Genomic DNA, 19,995 nt, shown 5'->3' on the forward strand with positions numbered 1-19,995 from the left:
CATTTTCAGCTGGCGGCTTTTTTCGTCATGCTGAGAATAAACAGCACCGCGGCGCAGAGCACCACCGACGGCCCGGCCGGGGTATCATAGAAAGCCGAGAAGGTTAACCCGCCGGTAACGGCCAGCATGCCCACGCCCACCGCCACGGCGGCCATCTGCTCCGGCGTACGGGCAAAACGGCGGGCGGTGGCGGCAGGTATAATCAGCAGGGAAGTAATGATCAGCGCCCCGACGAACTTCATCGCCACGCCGATAGTCAGGGCGGTGACCAGCATCAACAGCAGCTTGACCCGCTGCAGCTTCACGCCGTCGACAAACGCCAGGTCCGGACTGATGGTCATCGCCAGCAGATTTCGCCACTGCCAGAGTAGAATGCCAATCACAATCACCACGCCAGTGGCAATGGCGATCAGGTCCTGCGGCGTAACCGCCAGCAGATCGCCGAACAGGTACGCCATCAGATCGACGCGGACGTTAGACATCAGACTGACCACTACCAGCCCCAGGGACAGCGCGCTGTGCGCCATGATGCCCAGCAGGGTATCGATCGCCAGATGCGGTCGTTTTTCCAGCCACACCAGCCCGCCGGCCAGCAGCAGGGTCACGGCGATCACCGCATAGAACGGATTGACGTTAAGCAATAAACCGAAAGCGACGCCGAGCAGAGACGCATGCGCCAGCGTGTCGCCGAAATAAGACATGCGGCGCCAGACCACAAAGGAGCCCAGCGGACCAGCGGCGCAGGCCAGCATCATCCCGGCAAGCCAGCCAGGTAACAGAAGTTCAATCATTAGCGGCTGTTTCCCCGACGCAGTACAATTCGCCCCTGAAGGTCGTGGCGGTGATTATGGTGGTGGCGGTATATCCCCAGCTGTTCCGCGCCGCGCGGGCCGAACATGGAGATAAACTCCGGGTGCATGGAGACCACCTCCGGTGCGCCAGAGCAGCAGATATGCTGGTTCAGGCACAAAACTTCGTCGGTTTTGGCCATCACCAGATGCAGATCGTGGGATACCATTAGCACCGCGCAGTCCAGTTCATGGCGCAGCTGGTTGATAAGATCGTAGAGCGCCACCTGGCCGTTGACGTCAACACCCTGGGTCGGTTCATCCAGCACCAGCAGCTGCGGACGGTTGAGCAGGGCGCGGGCCAGCAGTACGCGCTGCGTTTCGCCGCCGGAGAGCTTTTGCATCGGCGCATCGATCAGATGCCCCGCCTGCACGCGCTTCAGCGCCGGCAGGATGTCGTCTTTACGGGTGCCCGGGCGCAAACGCAGGAAGCGGCTAACGGTCAGCGGCAGCGTGGCGTCCAGATGCAGTTTCTGCGGCACATAGCCGATGCGCAGGCGTGCGTCACGCTTGATAACACCCTCTGTCGGTGCTACCAGCCCGAGAACCACCCGCACAAGGGTCGATTTGCCGGCGCCGTTGGGGCCCAGCAGGGTTAAGATTTTGCCTGGCGTGAGAGCCAGCGAGATGTCAGACAACACGCGGCGTTGGCCAAAGGCCACCGAGACATTTTCCAGCGTTACAAGGTTTGTCATAGTAATTTAGGGGTTGCACAAGCTAGTGAATGTTATAATATCACATCACACTCACTTATTTCGATGACTAGACGCATTATGTTACATAAAAATACGCTTCTTTGCGCTGGACTTGGCGCTGTTTTTTTGTTCGCGCAGGTACCGCTGGCCAGCGCCGCCGTGGTGACTTCTATGAAACCGCTGGGCTTTATTGCGGCGGCCATCGCCGATGGGGTGACCGAGACCCAGGTGCTGCTGCCCGATGGCGCCTCCGAGCATGATTATTCCCTCCGTCCTTCTGATGTAAAACGCTTACAGAACGCAGACTTAGTGGTGTGGATTGGTCCGGAAATGGAAGCCTTTATGGATAAGTCGACGCAAAGCATTGCGGCGAATAAAAAGGTGACGATTGCCGAGCTGGATGGGGTCAAACCGCTGCTCATCACCGGGGCGGACGACGATGACGATCACCATGGTCATGACCATGGCGCAGCAGAAAAAGGTGACGGCGATCACCATCACGGTATTTACAATATGCATCTGTGGTTATCCCCAGAGATAGCGCGGCTTTCGGCGGTTGCAATCCACGATAAATTATTGGAACTTATGCCGCAGAGTCGAGCCAAACTCGACAGCAACCTGCAGCAGTTCGAGACCGCGCTGGCGGCGACCGACAAGCAGGTGAGCAATGAGCTGGCACCGCTGAAAGGGAAGGGCTATTTCGTTTTTCATGACGCCTACGGTTACTTTGAAAAACACTACGGTTTGACCTCGCTGGGGCACTTTACCGTCAACCCTGAAATACAGCCCGGTGCGCAGCGTTTACACGAAATCAGAACACAACTGGTTGAGCAGAAAGCCACTTGCGTTTTTGCTGAGCCACAGTTCAGGCCAGCGGTTATCGAAGCTGTTGCCCGGGGCACGTCTGTGCGCATGGGAACCCTGGATCCACTGGGAACAGGAATTACGCTGGGTAAAACGAGTTACCCGCAATTCCTCACCCAACTGGCGAATCAGTATTCGAGCTGCCTGAAAGGAGATTAACGAGGAAGTGAATACGTGCAACAGATAGCCCGCGCTGTCACTCAGGCATTCAACAATCTGCCACGACCTCATCGCGTTATGCTGGGGTCGCTTAGCGTTCTTACCTTAGCGGTCGCCGTCTGGCGACCCTACATTTACCACCCGGAATCCGCCCCCATCGTCAGAACCATTGAACTGGAAAAAAGCGAGATCCGTTCCCTGCTGCCGGAAGCCTCCGAGCCGATCGATCAGGCCCCGCAGGAAGAAGAAGCCATTCCTCAGGATGAGCTCGACGAAAAAGCCGATAGCGATGCCGGCGGGCACGAATATGTGGTGTCGACCGGCGATACGCTCAGCAGTATTCTGAACCAGTACGGTATCGATATGGGCGATATCGCCCAGCTTTCCTCCGCCGATAAAGAGCTGCGCAACCTGAAGATTGGCCAGCAGCTCTCCTGGACCCTGACCGCCGACGGCGATCTGCAGAGCCTGACCTGGGAGATGTCCCGCCGCGAGACCCGCACCTATACCCGTGTGGATAACGGTTTTAAAATGAGCAGCGAGCTGCAGAAAGGCGATTGGGTCAACAGCGTGCTGAAGGGCACCGTCGGCGCCAGCTTTGTCTCCAGCGCGCGTGATGCCGGGCTGACCAGCACGGAAATCAACGCGGTGATCAAGGCCATGCAGTGGCAGATGGATTTCCGTAAGCTGAAGAAAGGCGACGAATTCTCGGTATTGATGTCGCGCGAAATGCTCGACGGCAAACGTGAGCAAAGCCAGTTACTCGGCGTGCGTCTTCGCTCTGACGGTAAGGATTACTATGCCATCCGCGCCGAAGACGGCAAATTCTACGACCGCAACGGCACGGGTCTGGCGAAGGGCTTTATGCGCTTCCCAACGGCGCGTCAGTTCCGCGTCTCCTCTAACTTTAATCCGCGTCGTCTGAACCCGGTCACCGGCCGCGTCGCGCCGCACCGTGGCGTCGATTTCGCGATGCCGCAGGGAACGCCAGTGCTGGCGGTGGGCGATGGTGAAGTAGTCGTGGCCAAACGCAGCGGCGCTGCCGGGTATTACGTCGCGATCCGCCACGGCCGCACCTATACCACTCGCTACATGCACCTGCGTAAGCTGTTAGTGAAGCCGGGGCAGAAAGTGAAGCGCGGGGATCGCATTGCGCTGTCGGGGAATACCGGACGCTCTACCGGGCCACACCTGCACTACGAAGTGTGGATCAACCAGCAGGCGGTCAACCCGCTGACGGCTAAGCTGCCGCGTACCGAAGGGCTGAGCGGTTCCGACCGGACCGACTATCTGGCGCAGGTCAAAGAGGTCGTTCCGCAGCTGCGGTTTGACTAACCACCGGTCAGTGGAAAGCCGGTGCCCCAGGGCGCCGGCTTTTTCTTTTGTAGGATACCCGACGTCTCGCTACACTATCCCATTATCTTGATTAAGCAGTCGATCTGCGGATTGGGCATGGAAACGAAAAAAAATAATATTGAGTTTATCCCTAAGTTTGAAAAATCCTTTTTACTGCCGCGCTACTGGGGCGCCTGGCTGGGGGTCTTTGCCTTCGCCGGTATTGCGCTGACGCCGCCATCCTTTCGCGATCCGCTCCTCGGCAAACTCGGTCGTCTGGTAGGGCGTCTGGCGAAAAGCTCGCGCCGCCGGGCGCAGATTAATTTGCTGTACTGCTTCCCGGAAAAAAGCGAGTACGAGCGGGAAGCTATTATCGACGCCATGTATGCCTCGGCGCCGCAGGCGATGGTGATGATGGCCGAGCTGGGCCTGCGCGATCCGCAGAAAATCCTTGCCCGCGTTGACTGGCAGGGGAAAGCGATCATCGACGAGATGCAGCGCAATAATGAGAAGGTGATTTTTCTCGTTCCGCATGCATGGGGTGTGGATATCCCGGCGATGCTGATGGCCTCCGGCGGGCAGAAGATGGCGGCGATGTTCCATAACCAGGGTAACCCGGTGTTCGATTACGTGTGGAATACCGTGCGTCGTCGTTTTGGCGGGCGTATGCACGCGCGCAACGATGGGATCAAACCGTTTATTCAGTCGGTGCGTCAGGGCTACTGGGGCTACTATCTGCCCGATCAGGATCACGGCGCCGAACACAGCGAGTTTGTGGATTTCTTTGCTACCTACAAGGCCACGCTGCCGGCGATTGGCCGCTTAATGAAAGTGTGCCGCGCCCGCGTCGTACCGCTGTTCCCGGTCTACGATAGCAAGACGCACCGCCTGACGGTGCTGGTGCGCCCGCCGATGGACGATCTGCTGGACGCTGACGATACGACCATCGCCCGGCGGATGAACGAAGAAGTGGAAGTGTTTGTTAAGCCGCACACCGAGCAGTATACCTGGATCCTGAAGCTGCTGAAAACGCGCAAGCCGGGTGAAATCGAGCCCTATAAACGCAAAGAGCTGTTCCCGAAAAAGAAATAAAAAAAGCCTCCGTCAGGAGGCTTTTTTATCTCTACCGTGCTTACTCGACGGTGAGGATACGGGTGGTGTTGGTGCTGCCGATGGTGCTCATCACGTCACCCTGGGTCACGACCACGAGGTCGCCGGAGACCAGATAGCCTTTGTCCCGCAGCAGATTGACGGCGTCGTGCGCGGCGGCCACCCCGTCATTCTGGCTGTCGAAGAACACCGGCGTCACCCCGCGGTAGAGGGCGGTCAGGTTCAGGGTGCGCTCGTGGCGGGAGAGGGCGAAAATCGGCAGACCGGAGCTAATGCGCGAAGTCATCAGCGCGGTACGGCCCGATTCGGTCATGGTGATGATGGCGGTAATGCCTTTCAGGTGGTTGGCGGCATACATCGCCGACATGGCAATCGCTTCTTCCACGTTGTCGAACTGGACGTCCAGACGGTGTTTGGAGACGTTGAGGCTAGGGATTTTTTCCGCGCCCAGACACACGCGCGCCATCGCGGCCACGGTTTCCGAAGGATACTGACCGGCAGCGGTCTCCGCGGAGAGCATCACCGCATCGGTACCATCCAGCACGGCGTTGGCCACGTCCATCACTTCCGCGCGAGTCGGCATCGGGTTGGTGATCATCGACTCCATCATCTGGGTGGCGGTGATGACGGAACGGTTCAGCTGACGGGCACGACGGATCAGCGCTTTCTGGATGCCCACCAGCTCAGGATCGCCGATCTCGACGCCGAGGTCGCCACGGGCAACCATTACCACATCGGAGGCGAGGATCACGTCGTCCATCGCATCCTGATCGCAAACCGCTTCGGCACGCTCAACTTTGGCGACGATTTTCGCATCGCAGCCGGCATCGCGCGCCAGGCGACGGGCGTAGTTCAGGTCTTCGCCGCAGCGCGGGAAAGAGACGGCCAGGTAGTCGACGCCGATTTTAGCGGCGGTGACGATATCAGCTTTATCTTTGTCGGTCAGCGCTTCGGCAGACAGGCCGCCGCCCAGCTTGTTGATCCCTTTGTTGTTGGACAACGGGCCGCCGACGGTCACTTCAGTGAACACTTTCATCCCCTGAACTTCGAGGACTTTCAGCTGCACGCGACCATCGTCGAGCAATAAGATATCGCCCGGCACGACGTCCGCCGGCAGGCCTTTATAGTCGATCCCGACTTTCTCTTTGTCGCCTTCGCCTTTGCCAAGGTTTGCGTCGAGCAGGAATTTATCGCCGACGTTGAGGAAAATTTTGCCTTCTTTGAAGGTCGATACGCGAATTTTTGGTCCCTGGAGGTCGCCGAGGATGGCCACATGACGGCCCAGTTTTGCCGCAATCTCACGCACTTTGTCGGCACGGAGCTGATGATCTTCCGGGGTGCCGTGAGAGAAGTTCATACGTACTACGTTTGCGCCCGCGGCGATAACCTTTTCCAGGTTGTTATCGCGGTCAGTTGCCGGGCCTAAGGTAGTAACGATTTTGGTTCTGCGAAGCCTTCTGGACATGTAATACTCCGTTGACTGATACAACTTTGGTGTTGCGTGAACATGGATTCGGTAGCGCCAGCCTGCAACGTCGCACAGCCGGATCGTTATCGAAGGTGTAATGGGGTACTGCTTGTTATCAACTTTTATTGATTATCACTGGGTACGAATGGTTCTTTATCAAAACGCGATTCCTTCAGCGCTTCCTTGACCCTCTTCAAGTTATCTCTGAATTTTGCCCCCCGACGCAAGGTAAAGCCAGTCGCCAACACGTCAATGACGGTCAACTGGGCCAAACGGGAGACCATCGGCATATAGATGTCGGTATCTTCCGGCACATCAAGGGTAATGGCGAGCGTGGCTTCCCTGGCTAGCGGCGTACCGGCGGAGGTGAGCGCGATCACCATGGCATCGTTTTCACGAGCCAGCTGCGCCAGCTCCACCAGGCTCTTGGTTCTTCCGGTATGCGAGATAATCACCACCACATCATCGTCATCGCAATTCATACAGCTCATCCGTTGCAGGACAATGTCGTCGGAATAGATGACCGGCACGTTAAAGCGGAAAAATTTGTTCATCGCGTCGTGAGCGACCGCCGCTGAGGAGCCGAGGCCGAAAAAGGCGATTTTTTTGGCCTGAGTCAGCAGATCCACCGCGCGATTTACCGCCGACATGTCGAGAGAATGGTGCACCTGATCTAAACTCGCCATGGCCGATTCGAATATTTTTCCCGTGTATGACTCAACGCTGTCGTCTTCATCGACATTCCGGTTAACATAGAGCGTGCCGTGCGCAAGGCTCTGGGCCAGATGCAGTTTGAAGTCAGGGAATCCGCGGGTTTCGAGACTACGGCAGAAGCGATTGACGGTCGGTTCGCTAACCCCGGCCTCAAGGGCGAGGGCGGCGATGCTCGAATGAATGGCCTGCTCGGGGGTGGCGAGGATCACTTCCGCCACTTTGCGTTCAGATTTGCTAAGGTGTTCCAGTCGGGACTGGATTTTTTCCAGCATGTTCATTAGTAACAGGGCGCTCATCAATGGAAACGATTTCATTAATGGGTGAAATCATTGGGCGTTTTAGCAAGAATATACCCCTCCGCAAGCGCAAGCGGTGAGGAATGACGTGAAATGATGTTGTTTTTTTTCATTACATGATCAGGGTCGTATTTTACTGACCTGAACCAGGTACAAACAACGAACAATAACGGCCGAATGCCCAAATCATCGCCGAATGTTTTCACCCTGTGCGGTTTTACCGCCGCAAACGAAGGGGAAGGCTTTCGGGAAATACGTAAACACAGTACAGTGCAGTGTAAGAAAATTACAAATATAGCCTGGCAAAAGCACCAGACTATCAACTGAGGAGAATGACATGGCGGTAACGCAAACGGCCCAGGCATGCGACCTGGTCATTTTCGGCGCGAAGGGCGACCTGGCGCGGCGTAAATTGTTGCCTTCCCTGTATCAGCTTGAAAAGGCGGGCCAGATCCACGCTGACACCAGAATCATTGGCGTCGGCCGTGCCGACTGGGATAAAGCGGCTTATACCAAAGTCGTGCGCGAAGCGCTGGAAACCTTCATGAAGGAAAAAATTGATGAAGGTTTGTGGGATACCCTGAGCGGACGCCTGGAGTTCTGTAATCTTGACGTCAATGACACCAGCGGCTTCACCCGCCTGGGTGAGATGCTGGATCAAAAGAACCGTGTCACCATCAACTATTTCGCTATGCCGCCGAGCACCTTTGGCGCGATCTGTAAAGGGCTGGGCGAAGCGAAGCTTAATGCCAAGCCTGCGCGCGTGGTCATGGAAAAACCGCTCGGCACCTCGCTGGAAACCTCCCGTGAAATCAACGACCAGGTCGGCGAGTTTTTTGAAGAGTGTCAGGTCTACCGTATCGACCACTATCTCGGTAAAGAGACGGTCCTCAACCTGCTGGCGCTGCGCTTCGCCAACTCCCTGTTCGTCAATAACTGGGACTGCCGCACCATCGATCACGTCGAAATCACCGTCGCGGAAGAGGTGGGTATTGAAGGGCGCTGGGGTTACTTCGACCAGGCCGGGCAGATGCGCGACATGATCCAGAACCACCTGCTGCAGATCCTGTGCATGATTGCCATGTCGCCGCCGTCCGATCTCAGCGCCGACAGCATCCGTGATGAAAAGGTCAAGGTGCTGAAATCCCTGCGCCGTATTGACCGCTCCAACGTGCGCGAGAAAACCGTTCGCGGCCAGTATACCGCCGGCTTTGCCCAGGGCAAAAAAGTGCCTGGCTATCTCGAAGAGGAGGGGGCCAACAAGACCAGCAACACCGAAACCTTCGTGGCGATCCGCGTCGATATCGATAACTGGCGCTGGGCTGGCGTACCGTTCTATCTGCGCACCGGCAAACGTCTGCCGACCAAATGCTCAGAGGTAGTGGTTTACTTCAAAACCCCGGAACTGAATCTGTTTAAAGAGACCTGGCAGGAGCTGCCGCAGAACAAGCTGACCATTCGCCTGCAGCCGGACGAAGGGGTAGATATCCAGGTACTGAACAAAGTGCCGGGCCTCGATCATAAACATAACCTGCAGATCACTAAACTGGATCTGAGCTACTCCGAAACCTTCAACCAGACGCACCTGGCCGATGCCTATGAACGTCTGCTGCTGGAGACCATGCGTGGCATCCAGGCGCTGTTCGTTCGCCGTGACGAAGTAGAAGAGGCGTGGAAATGGGTTGACTCCATTACCGAAGCCTGGGCAGCCGACCGCGATGCGCCGAAACCGTATCAGGCCGGGACCTGGGGACCGGTTGCGTCGGTGGCCATGATCACTCGCGACGGTCGTTCATGGAACGAGTTCGAGTAAGGCTGGAGGCTAATCCGTCAGGGTTATTTTACCGGTAACATGATCTGACGCAGAAAGTCGCACGCTTTTTAATCTTTTAAGCCCCGTGAGGATTCACCCACGGGGCTTTTTTTATTACACTGCCTGCAGACATTTTGCCCCTGAGCGCTGGTGTTTGTGGCCTTTACCACGTCAACACGTCATCACGCAGCGGCCGGACAGATAAAAATTTGAGGAGCCTTTATGAATTCGACAATGTTACGGGTAACAAATCGCATTATCGAACGGTCGCGTGACACCCGCGCGGCTTACCTCGCAAGGATTAACCAGGCCAAAACCGACACCGTGCATCGTGCGCAACTGGCCTGCGGCAATCTGGCTCACGGATTCGCGGCCTGCCAGGCTGACGACAAAGCCTCCCTGAAGAGCATGTTGCGCAACAACATTGCCATCATCACCTCCTACAACGACATGTTGTCCGCTCACCAGCCCTATGAACACTACCCGGAGATCATCCGCAAAGCGCTGCACAGCGCCAATGCGGTCGGCCAGGTCGCCGGCGGCGTGCCGGCGATGTGCGACGGCGTAACGCAGGGGCAGGACGGGATGGAGCTTTCACTCCTGAGCCGCGAGGTGATCGCTATGTCCGCCGCCATCGGCCTGTCGCATAACATGTTCGACGGGGCCCTGTATCTCGGGGTCTGCGATAAAATTGTTCCCGGTCTGACCATGGCGGCGCTCTCATTTGGCCATCTGCCGTCGGTCTTTATTCCCTCCGGTCCGATGGCCAGCGGCCTGCCGAATAAAGAGAAGGTTCGCATTCGCCAGCTGTATGCAGAAGGGAAAGTTGACCGTATGGCGCTCCTGGAGTCCGAAGCCGCCTCTTATCACGCGCCGGGGACCTGTACTTTCTACGGAACGGCGAACACCAACCAGATGGTGGTCGAATTTATGGGCATGCAGCTGCCGGGCTCGTCCTTTGTCCATCCGGATGCTCCGCTGCGGGAAGCGCTGACCGCCGCCGCCGCGCGCCAGGTCACCCGCATGACCGGCAACGGCAATGAGTGGATGCCGCTGGGCAAAATGTTTGACGAAAAAGTGGTGGTCAACGGCATCGTGGCGCTGCTGGCGACCGGTGGCTCCACCAACCACACTATGCACCTGGTGGCGATGGCCCGCGCGGCGGGAATTATCATTAACTGGGACGATTTCTCCGACCTGTCAGACGTGGTGCCGCTGCTGGCGCGCCTCTATCCCAACGGCCCGGCGGATATCAACCACTTCCAGGCGGCAGGCGGCGTTCCGGTACTGGTGCGCGAGCTGCTGAAAGGCGGCCTGCTGCATGAGGATGTTCACACCGTGGCCGGCTTTGGCCTGTCGCGCTACACCCTGGAGCCATGGCTGAATAACGGCGAGCTGGGCTGGCGCGAAGGGGCGACAGCGCCATTGGACGACCAGGTCATCGCGACCTTTGAAAAACCATTCTCCCGCCACGGCGGCACCAAGGTGCTGAGCGGCAACCTGGGACGCGCGGTGATGAAAACTTCGGCGGTCCCAGTGGAGAACCTGGTGATTGAAGCGCCGGCGGTGGTATTTGAGAGCCAGCACGACGTGTTGCCGGCCTTTGAAGCGGGGCTGCTGGACAAAGACTGCGTGGTGGTGGTCCGTCATCAGGGGCCAAAAGCGAACGGGATGCCAGAATTACATAAACTTATGCCGCCACTTGGTGTATTATTGGACCGCCGTTTCAAAATAGCGCTGGTGACCGATGGCCGACTTTCTGGCGCCTCCGGTAAAGTCCCGTCAGCCATTCACGTCACGCCTGAAGCGTATGATGGCGGCTTGCTGGCGAAAGTGCGCGATGGCGATCTTATTCGCGTGAACGGACAGACGGGGGAACTGACGCTGCTGGTGGATGAGGCCGAACTGGCGGCGCGTCAGCCGCATATCCCTGACCTCAGCGCGTCGCGCGTGGGAACCGGTCGGGAGATGTTTGGGGCGCTGCGTGAGAAGCTCTCTGGCGCGGAGCAGGGCGCAACCTGCATCACTTTTTAAGACGATTTAATTTCTAGATCTGGCGAGAGAAAATCCTGATGAAAAACTGGAAAACAACAGCAGAAGCAATCCTCACCTCCGGTCCGGTTGTCCCGGTTATCGTAGTGAAAAAGCTGGAACACGCGGTACCGATGGCGAAAGCGCTGGTGGCGGGCGGCGTTCGCGTGCTGGAAGTTACCCTGCGCACCGAGTGCGCCCTGGAGGCGATCCGCGCGATTGCCAAAGAAGTTCCGGACGCGATTGTCGGCGCGGGCACGGTTACCAACGTTGAGCAGTTGAAAGCGGTAACGGAAGCCGGCGCGCAGTTCGCTATCAGCCCGGGTCTTACCGAATCCCTGCTGAAAGCGGCGACCGAAGACGGCACCATCCCGCTGATCCCGGGGATCAGCACGGTATCTGAGCTGATGCTGGGTATGCAGTATGGCCTGAAAGAGTTTAAATTCTTCCCGGCGGAAGCCAACGGCGGCGTGAAAGCCTTGCAGGCGATTGCGGGTCCGTTCGGCCACATTCGTTTCTGCCCGACCGGCGGTATCTCTCCGGCCAACTACCGTGACTACCTGGCGCTGAACAGCGTACTGTGCATCGGCGGTTCCTGGCTGGTGCCAGCCGACGCCCTCGAAGCCGGCGACTACGATCGCATCACCACCCTCGCGCGAGAAGCGGTGGAAGGCGCGAAATAAACCACGCCTCCAGGTCAACAACCCGGTCTGCGGCAACGCGACCGGGTTTTTTGTCTTTACCCTTCGACGATGACCGCCGCGGCGGCGGCTTTAGCGCGCGCCACGGCCTCCTCAACCGAATCGGCGACGGCGAGGGTTACCCCCAGGCGGCGGGTACCGTCAATCTCCGGCTTGCCGAACAGACGCAGCTGCAGGCCAGCCCCGACGGCCGACTGCAGCTGGCCAAAGCTGACGTTCTGGCTGGACAACTGCGGAAGGATCACCGCGGAGGCGGCCGGACCATACTGGCGGATAGCGCCGACGGGTAGCCCGAGGAAGGCGCGAACGTGCAGGGCGAATTCCGAGAGATCCTGGGAGATAAGCGTCACCATCCCGGTGTCGTGTGGTCGCGGGGAGACTTCGCTGAAGATCACCTCGTCGCCGCATACGAACAGCTCCACGCCAAACAGACCATAACCTCCCAGCGCCAGCACCACCTTGCGGGCGATGGTCTGGGCACGCTCGAGGGCCAGGTCGCTCATCTGCTGCGGCTGCCAGGACTCGCGGTAGTCGCCGTCTTCCTGACGATGACCAACCGGAGCGCAGAAATGCACGCCATCGACAGCGCTGACGGTGAGCAGGGTGATTTCGAAATCGAAGTTCACCACCCCCTCGACGATCACCCGTCCGGCGCCAGCGCGGCCGCCCTGCTGCGCATAGCGCCAGGCTTCGCTGAGCTGGTCAGCCGAGCGGATAAAGCTCTGGCCTTTGCCGGAGGAGCTCATCACCGGTTTAACGATGCATGGCAAACCGATCTCGGTAACCGCCGCGCGGAAGCCTTCTTCGCTGTCGGCAAAACGATAGCGGGAAGTGGGAAGCTGCAGCTCTTCCGCCGCCAGGCGGCGAATGCCTTCGCGGTTCATGGTGAGCTTTGCCGCCCGCGCCGTGGGGACCACTTTCTGCCCGGCCTGTTCCAGTTCGACCAGGGTGTCGGTAGCGATAGCTTCGATCTCCGGCACGATGTAATCGGGTTTTTCCTGTTCAATCAGGGCGCGCAGGCTCTCGCCGTGCAGCATATTGATGACGTGGGCGCGGTGGGCGACCTGCATCGCCGGGGCATCGGGGTAGCGGTCTACGGCGATGGTTTCAATGCCCAGACGCTGACATTCAATAGCGACTTCTTTACCCAACTCGCCGGAACCTAACAGCATAACTTTGGTGGCTGCCGGGCGCAGCGCGGTGCCTAATACAGTCATAACTCTCATCCGCAGTAAAAAAAGATGGCAGCGATTATAAACGAAAACGTTTGCGTATGTCTTTACGCGCGTAACGCGCGTGAGTTGAGTCCGGGAGGGAAATTTGCTATACTGTATAAAAATACAGTGTTGAGAGGCTGCAGTATGGCGGTTGAAATTAAATATGTGGTGATCCGCGAAGGTGAGGAAAAAATGTCTTTTGCCAGCAAAAAAGAGGCCGACGCTTACGACAAAATGCTCGATCTGGCAGAGGTGCTGAATGACTGGCTGGTGACATCGCCGCTGGAGATGGATGACGTCCAGCGCGATACCATGGCGATGTGGCTGGCGGAGCGTAAAGAAGCGCTGCAGCATATCCTGCGAGTTGGCCGACTGCCGGAGCAAGAGACGCCCGCACAGGACGCCTCCGCGCCGTCGGCTACCGCCGAGACTTCTCCGGCGGGTGATGACGCCGTGCCGGCGGCCAAAGCGCGCAAAGCCAAGGCAGCCTGAACGCTGGCGGTCAGTCACTGGTCGGTCGGCCCCGATGCTGCCGTCGCACGTACCTTTGCGCATCTTTAGCCATATCTAACATTTCCTGACATCGCGTCGTTTAGGCTGATAACAGTGTTTGTCACCTGAGAGGAAAACCATGGCTAACTGGCTACATCAACTGCAGTCGCTGCTCGGGCAGCAGGGTGCGTCACCGTCCGGCGAGTCGTCAAAAGGGAGCGGCCTGCTGCCCGGCGCCATCGGTGGGCTGGCCGGATTGCTGGTGGCCAGCAAATCGTCACGCAAATTATTGGCGAAATATGGCACTAGCGCGCTGCTGGCAGGCGGCGGGGCGGTGGCGGGCACGGTGTTATGGAACAAGTATCAGCAGAAAATGCGCGCGCAGAATACATCCGCCCAGGCGCCTGAGACGGCAGCGGCGCCGGCGGAGGTCGATCCGCGTAGCGTGCGGCTGATCACGGCCCTGGTATTTGCCGCGAAAAGCGACGGTCATATTGATGACCACGAGCGGGCGAATATTGAAACTCAGCTGCGGGCGGCCAATATTGACGTTCAGGCCCGGGTGCTAATTGACCAGGCGCTGGCCCAGCCGCTGGATCCGCAGCGTCTCGCCGAGGGCATCATCGACCCGCAGGAGGCGCTGGAGATCTACTACGTCAGCTGCGCGGTGATTGATATCGACCATTTTATGGAGCGTAGCTACCTTAATGCGCTGGGAGACGCCCTGGCGCTGCCGAAAGATGTCCGGGCCGATATAGAACAGGATATCCAGTCACAAAAACAAGCGCTAAGCGTCTAAATCATCACGTTTCGCTTGCATCGCTCGCGTCTTTTGCCACCCTTATAGACACGTCATCATTCAGGCGCCACCCTGCGGCCTGAATGCTCTTGTGTCACGATAAAGCAGCAGAAGAATAACATGCCACCTAAAGCTAAACGGATCCCTCACGCCATGACCTTGCATGGCGATACACGCATCGATAATTATTACTGGCTGCGCGACGATGAGCGCGCGCGACCTGACGTGCTGGAGTATCTGCACGCGGAGAACGCTTACGGCAAGCAAGTGATGGATTCGCAGCTCAGCCTGCAGGAGCGTCTGCTGAAGGAGATTATCGACCGCATTCCGCAGCGGGAAGTCTCTGCCCCCTACAGTAAAAACGGCTTTCGCTACCGTCAGGTGTATGAGCCGGGCTGCGAATACGCTATCTACCAGCGGCAGTCGGTGCTGAAAGAAGAGTGGGATGAGTGGGAGATCCTGCTCGATGCCAACCAGCGGGCGGCGAAGAGCGAGTTCTACACCCTGGGCGGACTGGGCATTGCGCCCAACAACCAGCTAATGGCGGTGGCGGAAGATTACCTTTCCCGCCGCCAGTACGGCCTGCGCTTTTGCGACCTCAGCAACGGCGAGTGGTACCCGGAAATCCTCGAAAATGTCACCTCCGGCTTTGCCTGGAGTAACGATTCACGCTTTGTTTGGTATGTGCGTAAACATCCCACCACGCTGCTCCCTTATCAGGTCTGGCGCCACACCGTCGGGACACCGGCGCAGAGCGACGCGCTGGTCTACGAGGAAAAAGATGAGACCTTCTACGTCAGCGTGCATAAAACCACCTCCCAGCAGTTCGTGGTAATTTATCTCTCCAGCGCCACCACCAGCGAAGTGCTGCTGCTCAACGCCGAACTGCCAGACGCCGAGCCGGTCTGCTTTCTGCCACGGCGTAAAGATCATGAATACAGTCTTGATCACTATCAGCACGCTTTCTATCTTCGTTCCAACCGGGAGGGGAAGAATTTCGGCCTCTACCGTACCGTGCTGCGTGATGAAGAACAGTGGACCACGCTGATCCCCCCGCGTCACGACGTGATGCTCGAAGGATTTACCCTGTTTACCGACTGGTTGGTTGTGGAGGAGCGCCAGCGTGGCCTGACCAGTCTGCGGCAAATTAACCGCAAGACCCGGGAGGTGGTGGGGATCGCTTTTGACGATCCGGCCTATGTCACCTGGCTTGCCTATAATCCGGAGCCCGAAACGTCGCGACTGCGCTACGGCTATTCCTCCATGACTACGCCGGATACGCTGTTTGAACTGGATATGGATACCGGCGAACGAAGAGTGATCAAACAGCAGGAGGTAAAGGGGCTGGATACGAGCTGCTACCAGAGCGAACACCTGTGGGTGACCGCCCGCGATGGCGTCGAAGTCCCGGTCTCTCTGGTCTACCATCGCGAACATTTTCGCAAAGGGAGCAACCCGCTGCTGGTCTATGGCTATGGCTCATATGGCGAGAGTATCGATGCCGATTTCAGCGCCAGCCGGCTGAGCCTGCTCAACCGCGGCTTTGTCTACGCCATCGCCCACGTCCGCGGCGGCGGCGAGCTGGGTCAGCAATGGTATGAAGACGGTAAATTCCTGTGTAAGAAAAATACCTTCAACGACTATCTGGACGTCTGTGACGCGCTGCTTGCCCAGGGGTACGGCGATCCGCGGCTCTGCTACGGCATGGGGGGCAGCGCCGGCGGAATGCTGATGGGCGTGGCCGTGAATGAACGGCCAGAGCTGTTCCATGGCGTGATAGCCCAGGTGCCGTTCGTCGATGTGGTGACCACCATGCTGGATGAAACTATTCCGCTGACCACCGGTGAATTTGAAGAGTGGGGAAATCCGCAGGATGAAACCTATTATCACTATATGAAAAGCTACAGTCCCTATGACGGCGTGAGGGCGCAGGCGTATCCCCACATGCTGGTGACTACCGGTCTGCATGATTCCCAGGTGCAATACTGGGAGCCGGCTAAATGGGTGGCGAAACTGCGGGAACTGAAAACCGACGATAACCTGCTGCTGCTCTGCACCGATATGGATTCCGGACACGGCGGAAAATCCGGGCGCTTTAAAAGCTATGAAGGGGTGGCGCTGGAGTACGCCTTTTTCATCGCCCTGGCGCAGGGGACACTGCCGGGAAAAGCGGCAGTGTAGGCGCTATTCCCCGAGGTAATGCCTGAGCGTCAGGCGCAGTTCGGGGCTCATGCGGTCGAGATTGTTGAATAACCAGCGCAGATAGCCTGGATCGTTTTCAGCAATCTCGGCGACGGCCTTACCCCGGTATTTGCCGAAGGTAAAAGTAGTCAGCAGCGCCGGCCGACCGGTGATATCGGCCATTTCGTCAGGGGTCCAGCCGGAAACATTGATGATATCCAGCAGCAGCGCGGCGGTGATATAGCAGTCATACAGCGCCCGGTGGTGATGCAGTCCCGGCGGCGTAGTCACGTTCAGCTTACGTGACTTATATAACCCCATATTGCTGTATTTGATTCCCGGCCACAGGCGTCGGGCCAGCTTCATCGTACAGATCCACTCGCCGTGCATCTCCGGCAACACCCGGCGATCGAAGCTGGCGTTATGCGCGACGTACCACGGGCTGCCATGATAGTGCGGAATAATCTCCTCAATCCACGGCTTATCGGCGACCATCTCTTCCGTGATCCGGTGGATAGCCATCGCCTGCGGGCTGATGGGCCGATCGGGACGCACCAGATGGCTCATGGGATTGGTAATTTGCCCGTCGACTATATCGACCGAGGCGATTTCAACGATGCCCCCCTGCAGGCCGCAGGTTTCGGTATCAATGACGCGCAGCATGGCTCGCTCCAGAGCAAAACAATAAGCGTAATGGAATTGGCCGGGCTTGCCAACCGACGGGGAGGAGGCGAGCGCGCATTATTTCTGTTTCGGCTCCCACGGTAGCCGCGAAAGGGAGACGGAGGCCAACCGATGGGCGATCAGTCGTTCACGGAACCAGTCGCGCAGATGTGCAGGCTGTTCACGCTCGACTAAATCAGCGACCACCGGCATATTGTACCGCTCCTTAAAAGCAACGCCGGCGGCGGCGAGATCGACATTGACTTTATCCATCTCATCTTGCGAAATTTTGGCCAGATTTCTTTCCATCATCCACTCCACTCTGCTTATAAATCCGGTCAGGGCCAGATGCCTGGCTCGACTCTGGCATTATACAGGGTTATTCTCTGTGCTACAGACATAACAAAAGGGAATGACGAATATGCGACTTCTTGCTGGACGCGCGTTGCGCCTCTCCGTTGCGCTTGCCGGGATGTTAACCGCGGCGGGCGCCTTCGCCCACGCTCACCTGCAGCAGCAGATCCCGACCGCCGGGGCGCAGCTTTCAGCTTCCCCACAGACGCTGACGCTCAGTTTTTCCGAAGGTATTGAACCCGCATTCAGCGGCGTGACCGTCACCGGTCCGCAGCAGCATGCGGTGGCTACCGGAAAACTGACCCGCAGCGCCGATAATCCGGCCGAGGTCACGTTACCTTTGGCGGAAGCCTTGCCGCCGGGAGAGTACACCGTGGCATGGCATGTGGTCTCGGTGGATGGTCATAAAACCAAAGGGCAATATACCTTTAGCGTGAAGTAAGCGATGCTGACCGGGCTCTATATTACCCTGCGCTTTGGGCACTTTATCTCCCTGATGCTGGCTTTTGGCTGCGTGCTGTATGGCGCCTGGTGGGCGCCGGTACCGCTGAGACGCGTGCTGATGCTGCGCTTTTATCCACTACTGCGCCCGCTGCTGCTGATCGGCGCGATCTCTACGCTGGCGCTGTATCTCCTGCAGGGAGGAATGATGGGCGAAGGCTGGACGGATGTCTGGCGACCCGCCGTGTGGCAGGCGGTGGCCGGGACCCGCTTTGGTGGAGTGTGGATCTGGCAGATCCTACTGACGTGGATCGCGCTTGCGGTAGTGTGGATCCGTCCCCGTCACGGCGCCCGCCAGCTGGTGGCCCTGCTGGCGGCCCAGCTGCTGCTTTCCGCCGGGGTAGGGCACGCCGCTATGCACGATGGTCTCACCGGCGTGCTGCAGCGGACAAACCACGCTGTGCATCTCTTCTGCGTCGCCAGCTGGTTTGGCGGTCTGTTGCCCTTTATCTATTGCCTGCGCCTGGCGCAGGGGCGCTGGCGGCCGGCCGCGGTCTATACCATGGCGCGCTTTTCACGTTACGGGCATCTGGCCGTCGCCGGCACGATTGCCAGCGGAGCGCTCAATGCGCTGTTGATCCAGGGAGGATTGATTGGCGCATCGCCGTGGGGACGCATGTTGTTGATCAAATGTGCGCTGGTCGCCGGGATGGTGGTAATTGCGTTAGTGAACAGGTATGTTCTGGTACCGCGCATGTCGGCAAGCGATTCGCAGGCGGAAAGCCTGATCCTGCGAACCACGCAGGCTGAAATAGGGCTGGGCGCGCTGGCGCTGCTGGCCGTCAGTCTGTTTGCCACCTGGGAACCTTATTGAATTAACTGGCAAAATCATGAAAAAAATTGTTCTGACCATGTTGTTACTGGCAAGCTCCGGGGCTGCTCTGGCAGCGCCACAAATTATCACCGTGAGCCGTTTTGAGGTGGGGAAGGAGAGCTGGGCGTTCAACCGGGAAGAGGTTATGTTGACCTGTCGACCGGGTAACGCGCTTTACGCCATCAACCCGAGCACGCTGGTTCAGTATCCGCTCAATGAGGTGGCTGAGCAGCAGGTCAAAGCCGGCAAAACCACCGCGCAGCCGATCTCAGTGATCCAGATCGACGATCCGCAGCATCCGGGACAAAAAATGAGCCTCGCGCCCTTTATCGAGCGAGCGAAGAAGCTCTGCTAAACTTTCTCGCTATCCTGCTGTAATAACATTAAAAAAACCGCCCTTGCCGGACAACGGCAGTGGCGGTTTTTTCGCTGGCAGAGGCCCCCTTTCCAGGAATTATGCAGCCACTTTGGCCGCGGACTGGAAAAGCTGACGCGTTAAACTATTCTTATAGTGCAAGGCGACTTAGCCTGCATTAATGCCAACTTTTAGCGCACGGCTCTCTCCCAAGAGCCATTTCCCTGGACCGAATACAGGAATCGTATTCGGTCTCTTTTTATCTTTATCTGTCTTCTTTCTCAATAGCCAGCGACATCCTGTCAGTCAAACACCCGCTGGCCTCTGGATGTCCCGTTATAGCACACCGTTTTTAGCATACACAATTCATTTACACATAAATCGCATCCTGTGGAAGGGGGAGGTGGCAAAGGTGGAACCGTAAACGAGGGCGGAGAAAAGAAAAAACCTGCACCTAAACAGGCCCGGCGTGCAGGTTAACTGGCGGGCCAACATCGGAAGCCTGCTAGTATACATATTTGTATGATAAATAAAATAAGCAAAATCTAAACGATTTGGCAATTCATGCGATTACACCTCGCCGGC

The 19,995-nt window shown here is 57.9% G+C and carries 20 protein-coding genes; 13 read left to right on the top strand and 7 right to left on the bottom strand.

Annotated features, from left to right (window positions below; all coding sequences use genetic code 11):
* Window positions 1-5: 5 nt before the first annotated feature.
* Complete coding sequence (gene znuB / locus RRF55_RS08710) at window positions 6-791, bottom strand: zinc ABC transporter permease subunit ZnuB (RefSeq protein WP_002911451.1); 786 nt, start codon at window positions 789-791, stop codon at window positions 6-8.
* Window positions 791-1,510, bottom strand: coding sequence for a zinc ABC transporter ATP-binding protein ZnuC (gene znuC / locus RRF55_RS08715; protein WP_004197828.1), 720 nt, complete (start codon window positions 1,508-1,510; stop codon window positions 791-793). The genes znuB and znuC overlap by 1 nt, the downstream gene beginning before the upstream one ends.
* A 111-nt stretch (window positions 1,511-1,621) precedes the next feature.
* On the opposite strand from znuC, the gene znuA reads away from it, so the two are divergent.
* From znuA to lpxM, 3 genes are all read left to right on the top strand, one after another.
* Window positions 1,622-2,566 (top strand): zinc ABC transporter substrate-binding protein ZnuA, encoded by a 945-nt coding sequence (znuA, locus tag RRF55_RS08720; protein WP_004180437.1) that lies wholly within the window; start codon window positions 1,622-1,624, stop codon window positions 2,564-2,566.
* 15 nt (window positions 2,567-2,581) lie between these two features.
* Entirely contained in the window at window positions 2,582-3,901 is a 1,320-nt protein-coding gene (gene mepM / locus RRF55_RS08725; RefSeq protein WP_002911444.1) for a murein DD-endopeptidase MepM, read from the top strand.
* A 117-nt stretch (window positions 3,902-4,018) separates the two neighbouring features.
* The gene (lpxM, locus tag RRF55_RS08730) at window positions 4,019-4,993 is read left to right on the top strand and encodes a lauroyl-Kdo(2)-lipid IV(A) myristoyltransferase (RefSeq protein ID WP_002911442.1); all 975 of its coding nucleotides are present in this window, start codon (window positions 4,019-4,021) and stop codon (window positions 4,991-4,993) included.
* A 40-nt stretch (window positions 4,994-5,033) separates the two neighbouring features.
* Here lpxM and pyk read toward each other — a convergent pair whose 3' ends face one another.
* Complete coding sequence (pyk, locus tag RRF55_RS08735) at window positions 5,034-6,476, bottom strand: pyruvate kinase (RefSeq protein ID WP_002911440.1); 1,443 nt, start codon at window positions 6,474-6,476, stop codon at window positions 5,034-5,036.
* Between the two features lie 125 nt (window positions 6,477-6,601).
* Window positions 6,602-7,507 carry a MurR/RpiR family transcriptional regulator gene (locus tag RRF55_RS08740; protein ID WP_004145555.1) on the bottom strand — a complete coding sequence of 302 codons (906 nt, stop codon included), beginning with the start codon at window positions 7,505-7,507 and terminating at the stop codon, window positions 6,602-6,604.
* Window positions 7,508-7,666: 159 nt separating this feature from the next.
* Here RRF55_RS08740 and RRF55_RS08745 point away from each other — a divergent pair, with 159 nt between their 5' ends.
* The 4 genes from RRF55_RS08745 to RRF55_RS08760 all read left to right on the top strand — a co-directional run bounded on the left by RRF55_RS08745 (window position 7,667) and on the right by RRF55_RS08760 (window position 12,016).
* Window positions 7,667-7,816 (top strand): hypothetical protein, encoded by a 150-nt coding sequence (locus RRF55_RS08745; protein WP_004145554.1) that lies wholly within the window; start codon window positions 7,667-7,669, stop codon window positions 7,814-7,816.
* A 10-nt stretch (window positions 7,817-7,826) separates the two neighbouring features.
* Window positions 7,827-9,302 carry a glucose-6-phosphate dehydrogenase gene (gene zwf, locus RRF55_RS08750; RefSeq protein WP_002911427.1) on the top strand — a complete coding sequence of 492 codons (1,476 nt, stop codon included), beginning with the start codon at window positions 7,827-7,829 and terminating at the stop codon, window positions 9,300-9,302.
* Window positions 9,303-9,524: 222 nt separating this feature from the next.
* The gene (gene edd / locus RRF55_RS08755; RefSeq protein WP_032102649.1) at window positions 9,525-11,336 is read left to right on the top strand and encodes a phosphogluconate dehydratase; all 1,812 of its coding nucleotides are present in this window, start codon (window positions 9,525-9,527) and stop codon (window positions 11,334-11,336) included.
* Between the two features lie 38 nt (window positions 11,337-11,374).
* Window positions 11,375-12,016 carry a bifunctional 4-hydroxy-2-oxoglutarate aldolase/2-dehydro-3-deoxy-phosphogluconate aldolase gene (locus tag RRF55_RS08760; RefSeq protein ID WP_002911423.1) on the top strand — a complete coding sequence of 214 codons (642 nt, stop codon included), beginning with the start codon at window positions 11,375-11,377 and terminating at the stop codon, window positions 12,014-12,016.
* Window positions 12,017-12,072: 56 nt separating this feature from the next.
* Here the strand turns inward: RRF55_RS08760 and purT are convergent, their stop codons facing one another.
* The gene (gene purT / locus RRF55_RS08765; RefSeq protein ID WP_004151450.1) at window positions 12,073-13,251 is read right to left on the bottom strand and encodes a formate-dependent phosphoribosylglycinamide formyltransferase; all 1,179 of its coding nucleotides are present in this window, start codon (window positions 13,249-13,251) and stop codon (window positions 12,073-12,075) included.
* 144 nt (window positions 13,252-13,395) lie between these two features.
* Here purT and RRF55_RS08770 point away from each other — a divergent pair, with 144 nt between their 5' ends.
* The 3 genes from RRF55_RS08770 to ptrB all read left to right on the top strand — a co-directional run bounded on the left by RRF55_RS08770 (window position 13,396) and on the right by ptrB (window position 16,723).
* Window positions 13,396-13,743 (top strand): YebG family protein, encoded by a 348-nt coding sequence (locus tag RRF55_RS08770; RefSeq protein ID WP_004184662.1) that lies wholly within the window; start codon window positions 13,396-13,398, stop codon window positions 13,741-13,743.
* A gap of 139 nt (window positions 13,744-13,882) precedes the next feature.
* Window positions 13,883-14,542: a tellurite resistance TerB family protein gene (locus tag RRF55_RS08775; protein WP_004180434.1), complete on the top strand. Its 660-nt coding sequence runs from the start codon at window positions 13,883-13,885 to the stop codon at window positions 14,540-14,542.
* A gap of 120 nt (window positions 14,543-14,662) precedes the next feature.
* Entirely contained in the window at window positions 14,663-16,723 is a 2,061-nt protein-coding gene (gene ptrB, locus RRF55_RS08780; protein WP_004151449.1) for an oligopeptidase B, read from the top strand.
* 3 nt (window positions 16,724-16,726) lie between these two features.
* On the opposite strand, the gene exoX is transcribed toward ptrB, so the two are convergent.
* Together exoX and RRF55_RS08790 are read right to left on the bottom strand one after the other, a co-directional pair.
* Window positions 16,727-17,386, bottom strand: coding sequence for an exodeoxyribonuclease X (exoX, locus tag RRF55_RS08785; RefSeq protein WP_002911407.1), 660 nt, complete (start codon window positions 17,384-17,386; stop codon window positions 16,727-16,729).
* A 78-nt stretch (window positions 17,387-17,464) separates the two neighbouring features.
* Window positions 17,465-17,695: a DNA polymerase III subunit theta gene (locus RRF55_RS08790; protein ID WP_002911406.1), complete on the bottom strand. Its 231-nt coding sequence runs from the start codon at window positions 17,693-17,695 to the stop codon at window positions 17,465-17,467.
* A 112-nt stretch (window positions 17,696-17,807) separates the two neighbouring features.
* Here RRF55_RS08790 and yobA point away from each other — a divergent pair, with 112 nt between their 5' ends.
* Genes yobA through RRF55_RS08805 form a run of 3 tightly spaced genes read left to right on the top strand, consistent with a single transcriptional unit; the run spans window position 17,808 to window position 19,410 of the window.
* Window positions 17,808-18,182, top strand: coding sequence for a CopC domain-containing protein YobA (yobA, locus tag RRF55_RS08795; protein WP_004151448.1), 375 nt, complete (start codon window positions 17,808-17,810; stop codon window positions 18,180-18,182).
* A gap of 3 nt (window positions 18,183-18,185) precedes the next feature.
* Window positions 18,186-19,055: a copper homeostasis membrane protein CopD gene (gene copD, locus RRF55_RS08800; RefSeq protein ID WP_048331959.1), complete on the top strand. Its 870-nt coding sequence runs from the start codon at window positions 18,186-18,188 to the stop codon at window positions 19,053-19,055.
* 16 nt (window positions 19,056-19,071) lie between these two features.
* Window positions 19,072-19,410: a YebY family protein gene (locus RRF55_RS08805; protein WP_016529031.1), complete on the top strand. Its 339-nt coding sequence runs from the start codon at window positions 19,072-19,074 to the stop codon at window positions 19,408-19,410.
* Window positions 19,411-19,995: the final 585 nt, after the last annotated feature.

The organism is Klebsiella sp. K47 (genome assembly GCF_051858335.1).
In the GTDB taxonomy this organism is placed as follows: Bacteria; Pseudomonadota; Gammaproteobacteria; order Enterobacterales; family Enterobacteriaceae; genus Klebsiella; species Klebsiella pneumoniae.

Bases quoted from the DNA above. Each gene is read 5' to 3' on its own strand.
- yobA (WP_004151448.1), top strand. From the start codon at position 17,808: ATGCGACTTCTTGCTGGACGCGCGTTGCGCCTCTCCGTTGCGCTTGCC.
- lpxM (WP_002911442.1), top strand. From the start codon at position 4,019: ATGGAAACGAAAAAAAATAATATTGAGTTTATCCCTAAGTTTGAAAAA.
- RRF55_RS08745 (WP_004145554.1), top strand. From the start codon at position 7,667: ATGCCCAAATCATCGCCGAATGTTTTCACCCTGTGCGGTTTTACCGCC.
- RRF55_RS08790 (WP_002911406.1), bottom strand. From the start codon at position 17,695: ATGGAAAGAAATCTGGCCAAAATTTCGCAAGATGAGATGGATAAAGTC.
- zwf (WP_002911427.1), top strand. From the start codon at position 7,827: ATGGCGGTAACGCAAACGGCCCAGGCATGCGACCTGGTCATTTTCGGC.
- ptrB (WP_004151449.1), top strand. From the start codon at position 14,663: ATGCCACCTAAAGCTAAACGGATCCCTCACGCCATGACCTTGCATGGC.
- exoX (WP_002911407.1), bottom strand. From the start codon at position 17,386: ATGCTGCGCGTCATTGATACCGAAACCTGCGGCCTGCAGGGGGGCATC.
- RRF55_RS08740 (WP_004145555.1), bottom strand. From the start codon at position 7,507: ATGAAATCGTTTCCATTGATGAGCGCCCTGTTACTAATGAACATGCTG.
- znuB (WP_002911451.1), bottom strand. From the start codon at position 791: ATGATTGAACTTCTGTTACCTGGCTGGCTTGCCGGGATGATGCTGGCC.
- RRF55_RS08805 (WP_016529031.1), top strand. From the start codon at position 19,072: ATGAAAAAAATTGTTCTGACCATGTTGTTACTGGCAAGCTCCGGGGCT.
- copD (WP_048331959.1), top strand. From the start codon at position 18,186: ATGCTGACCGGGCTCTATATTACCCTGCGCTTTGGGCACTTTATCTCC.
- pyk (WP_002911440.1), bottom strand. From the start codon at position 6,476: ATGTCCAGAAGGCTTCGCAGAACCAAAATCGTTACTACCTTAGGCCCG.
- RRF55_RS08775 (WP_004180434.1), top strand. From the start codon at position 13,883: ATGGCTAACTGGCTACATCAACTGCAGTCGCTGCTCGGGCAGCAGGGT.
- edd (WP_032102649.1), top strand. From the start codon at position 9,525: ATGAATTCGACAATGTTACGGGTAACAAATCGCATTATCGAACGGTCG.
- purT (WP_004151450.1), bottom strand. From the start codon at position 13,251: ATGACTGTATTAGGCACCGCGCTGCGCCCGGCAGCCACCAAAGTTATG.
- znuA (WP_004180437.1), top strand. From the start codon at position 1,622: ATGTTACATAAAAATACGCTTCTTTGCGCTGGACTTGGCGCTGTTTTT.
- RRF55_RS08770 (WP_004184662.1), top strand. From the start codon at position 13,396: ATGGCGGTTGAAATTAAATATGTGGTGATCCGCGAAGGTGAGGAAAAA.
- RRF55_RS08760 (WP_002911423.1), top strand. From the start codon at position 11,375: ATGAAAAACTGGAAAACAACAGCAGAAGCAATCCTCACCTCCGGTCCG.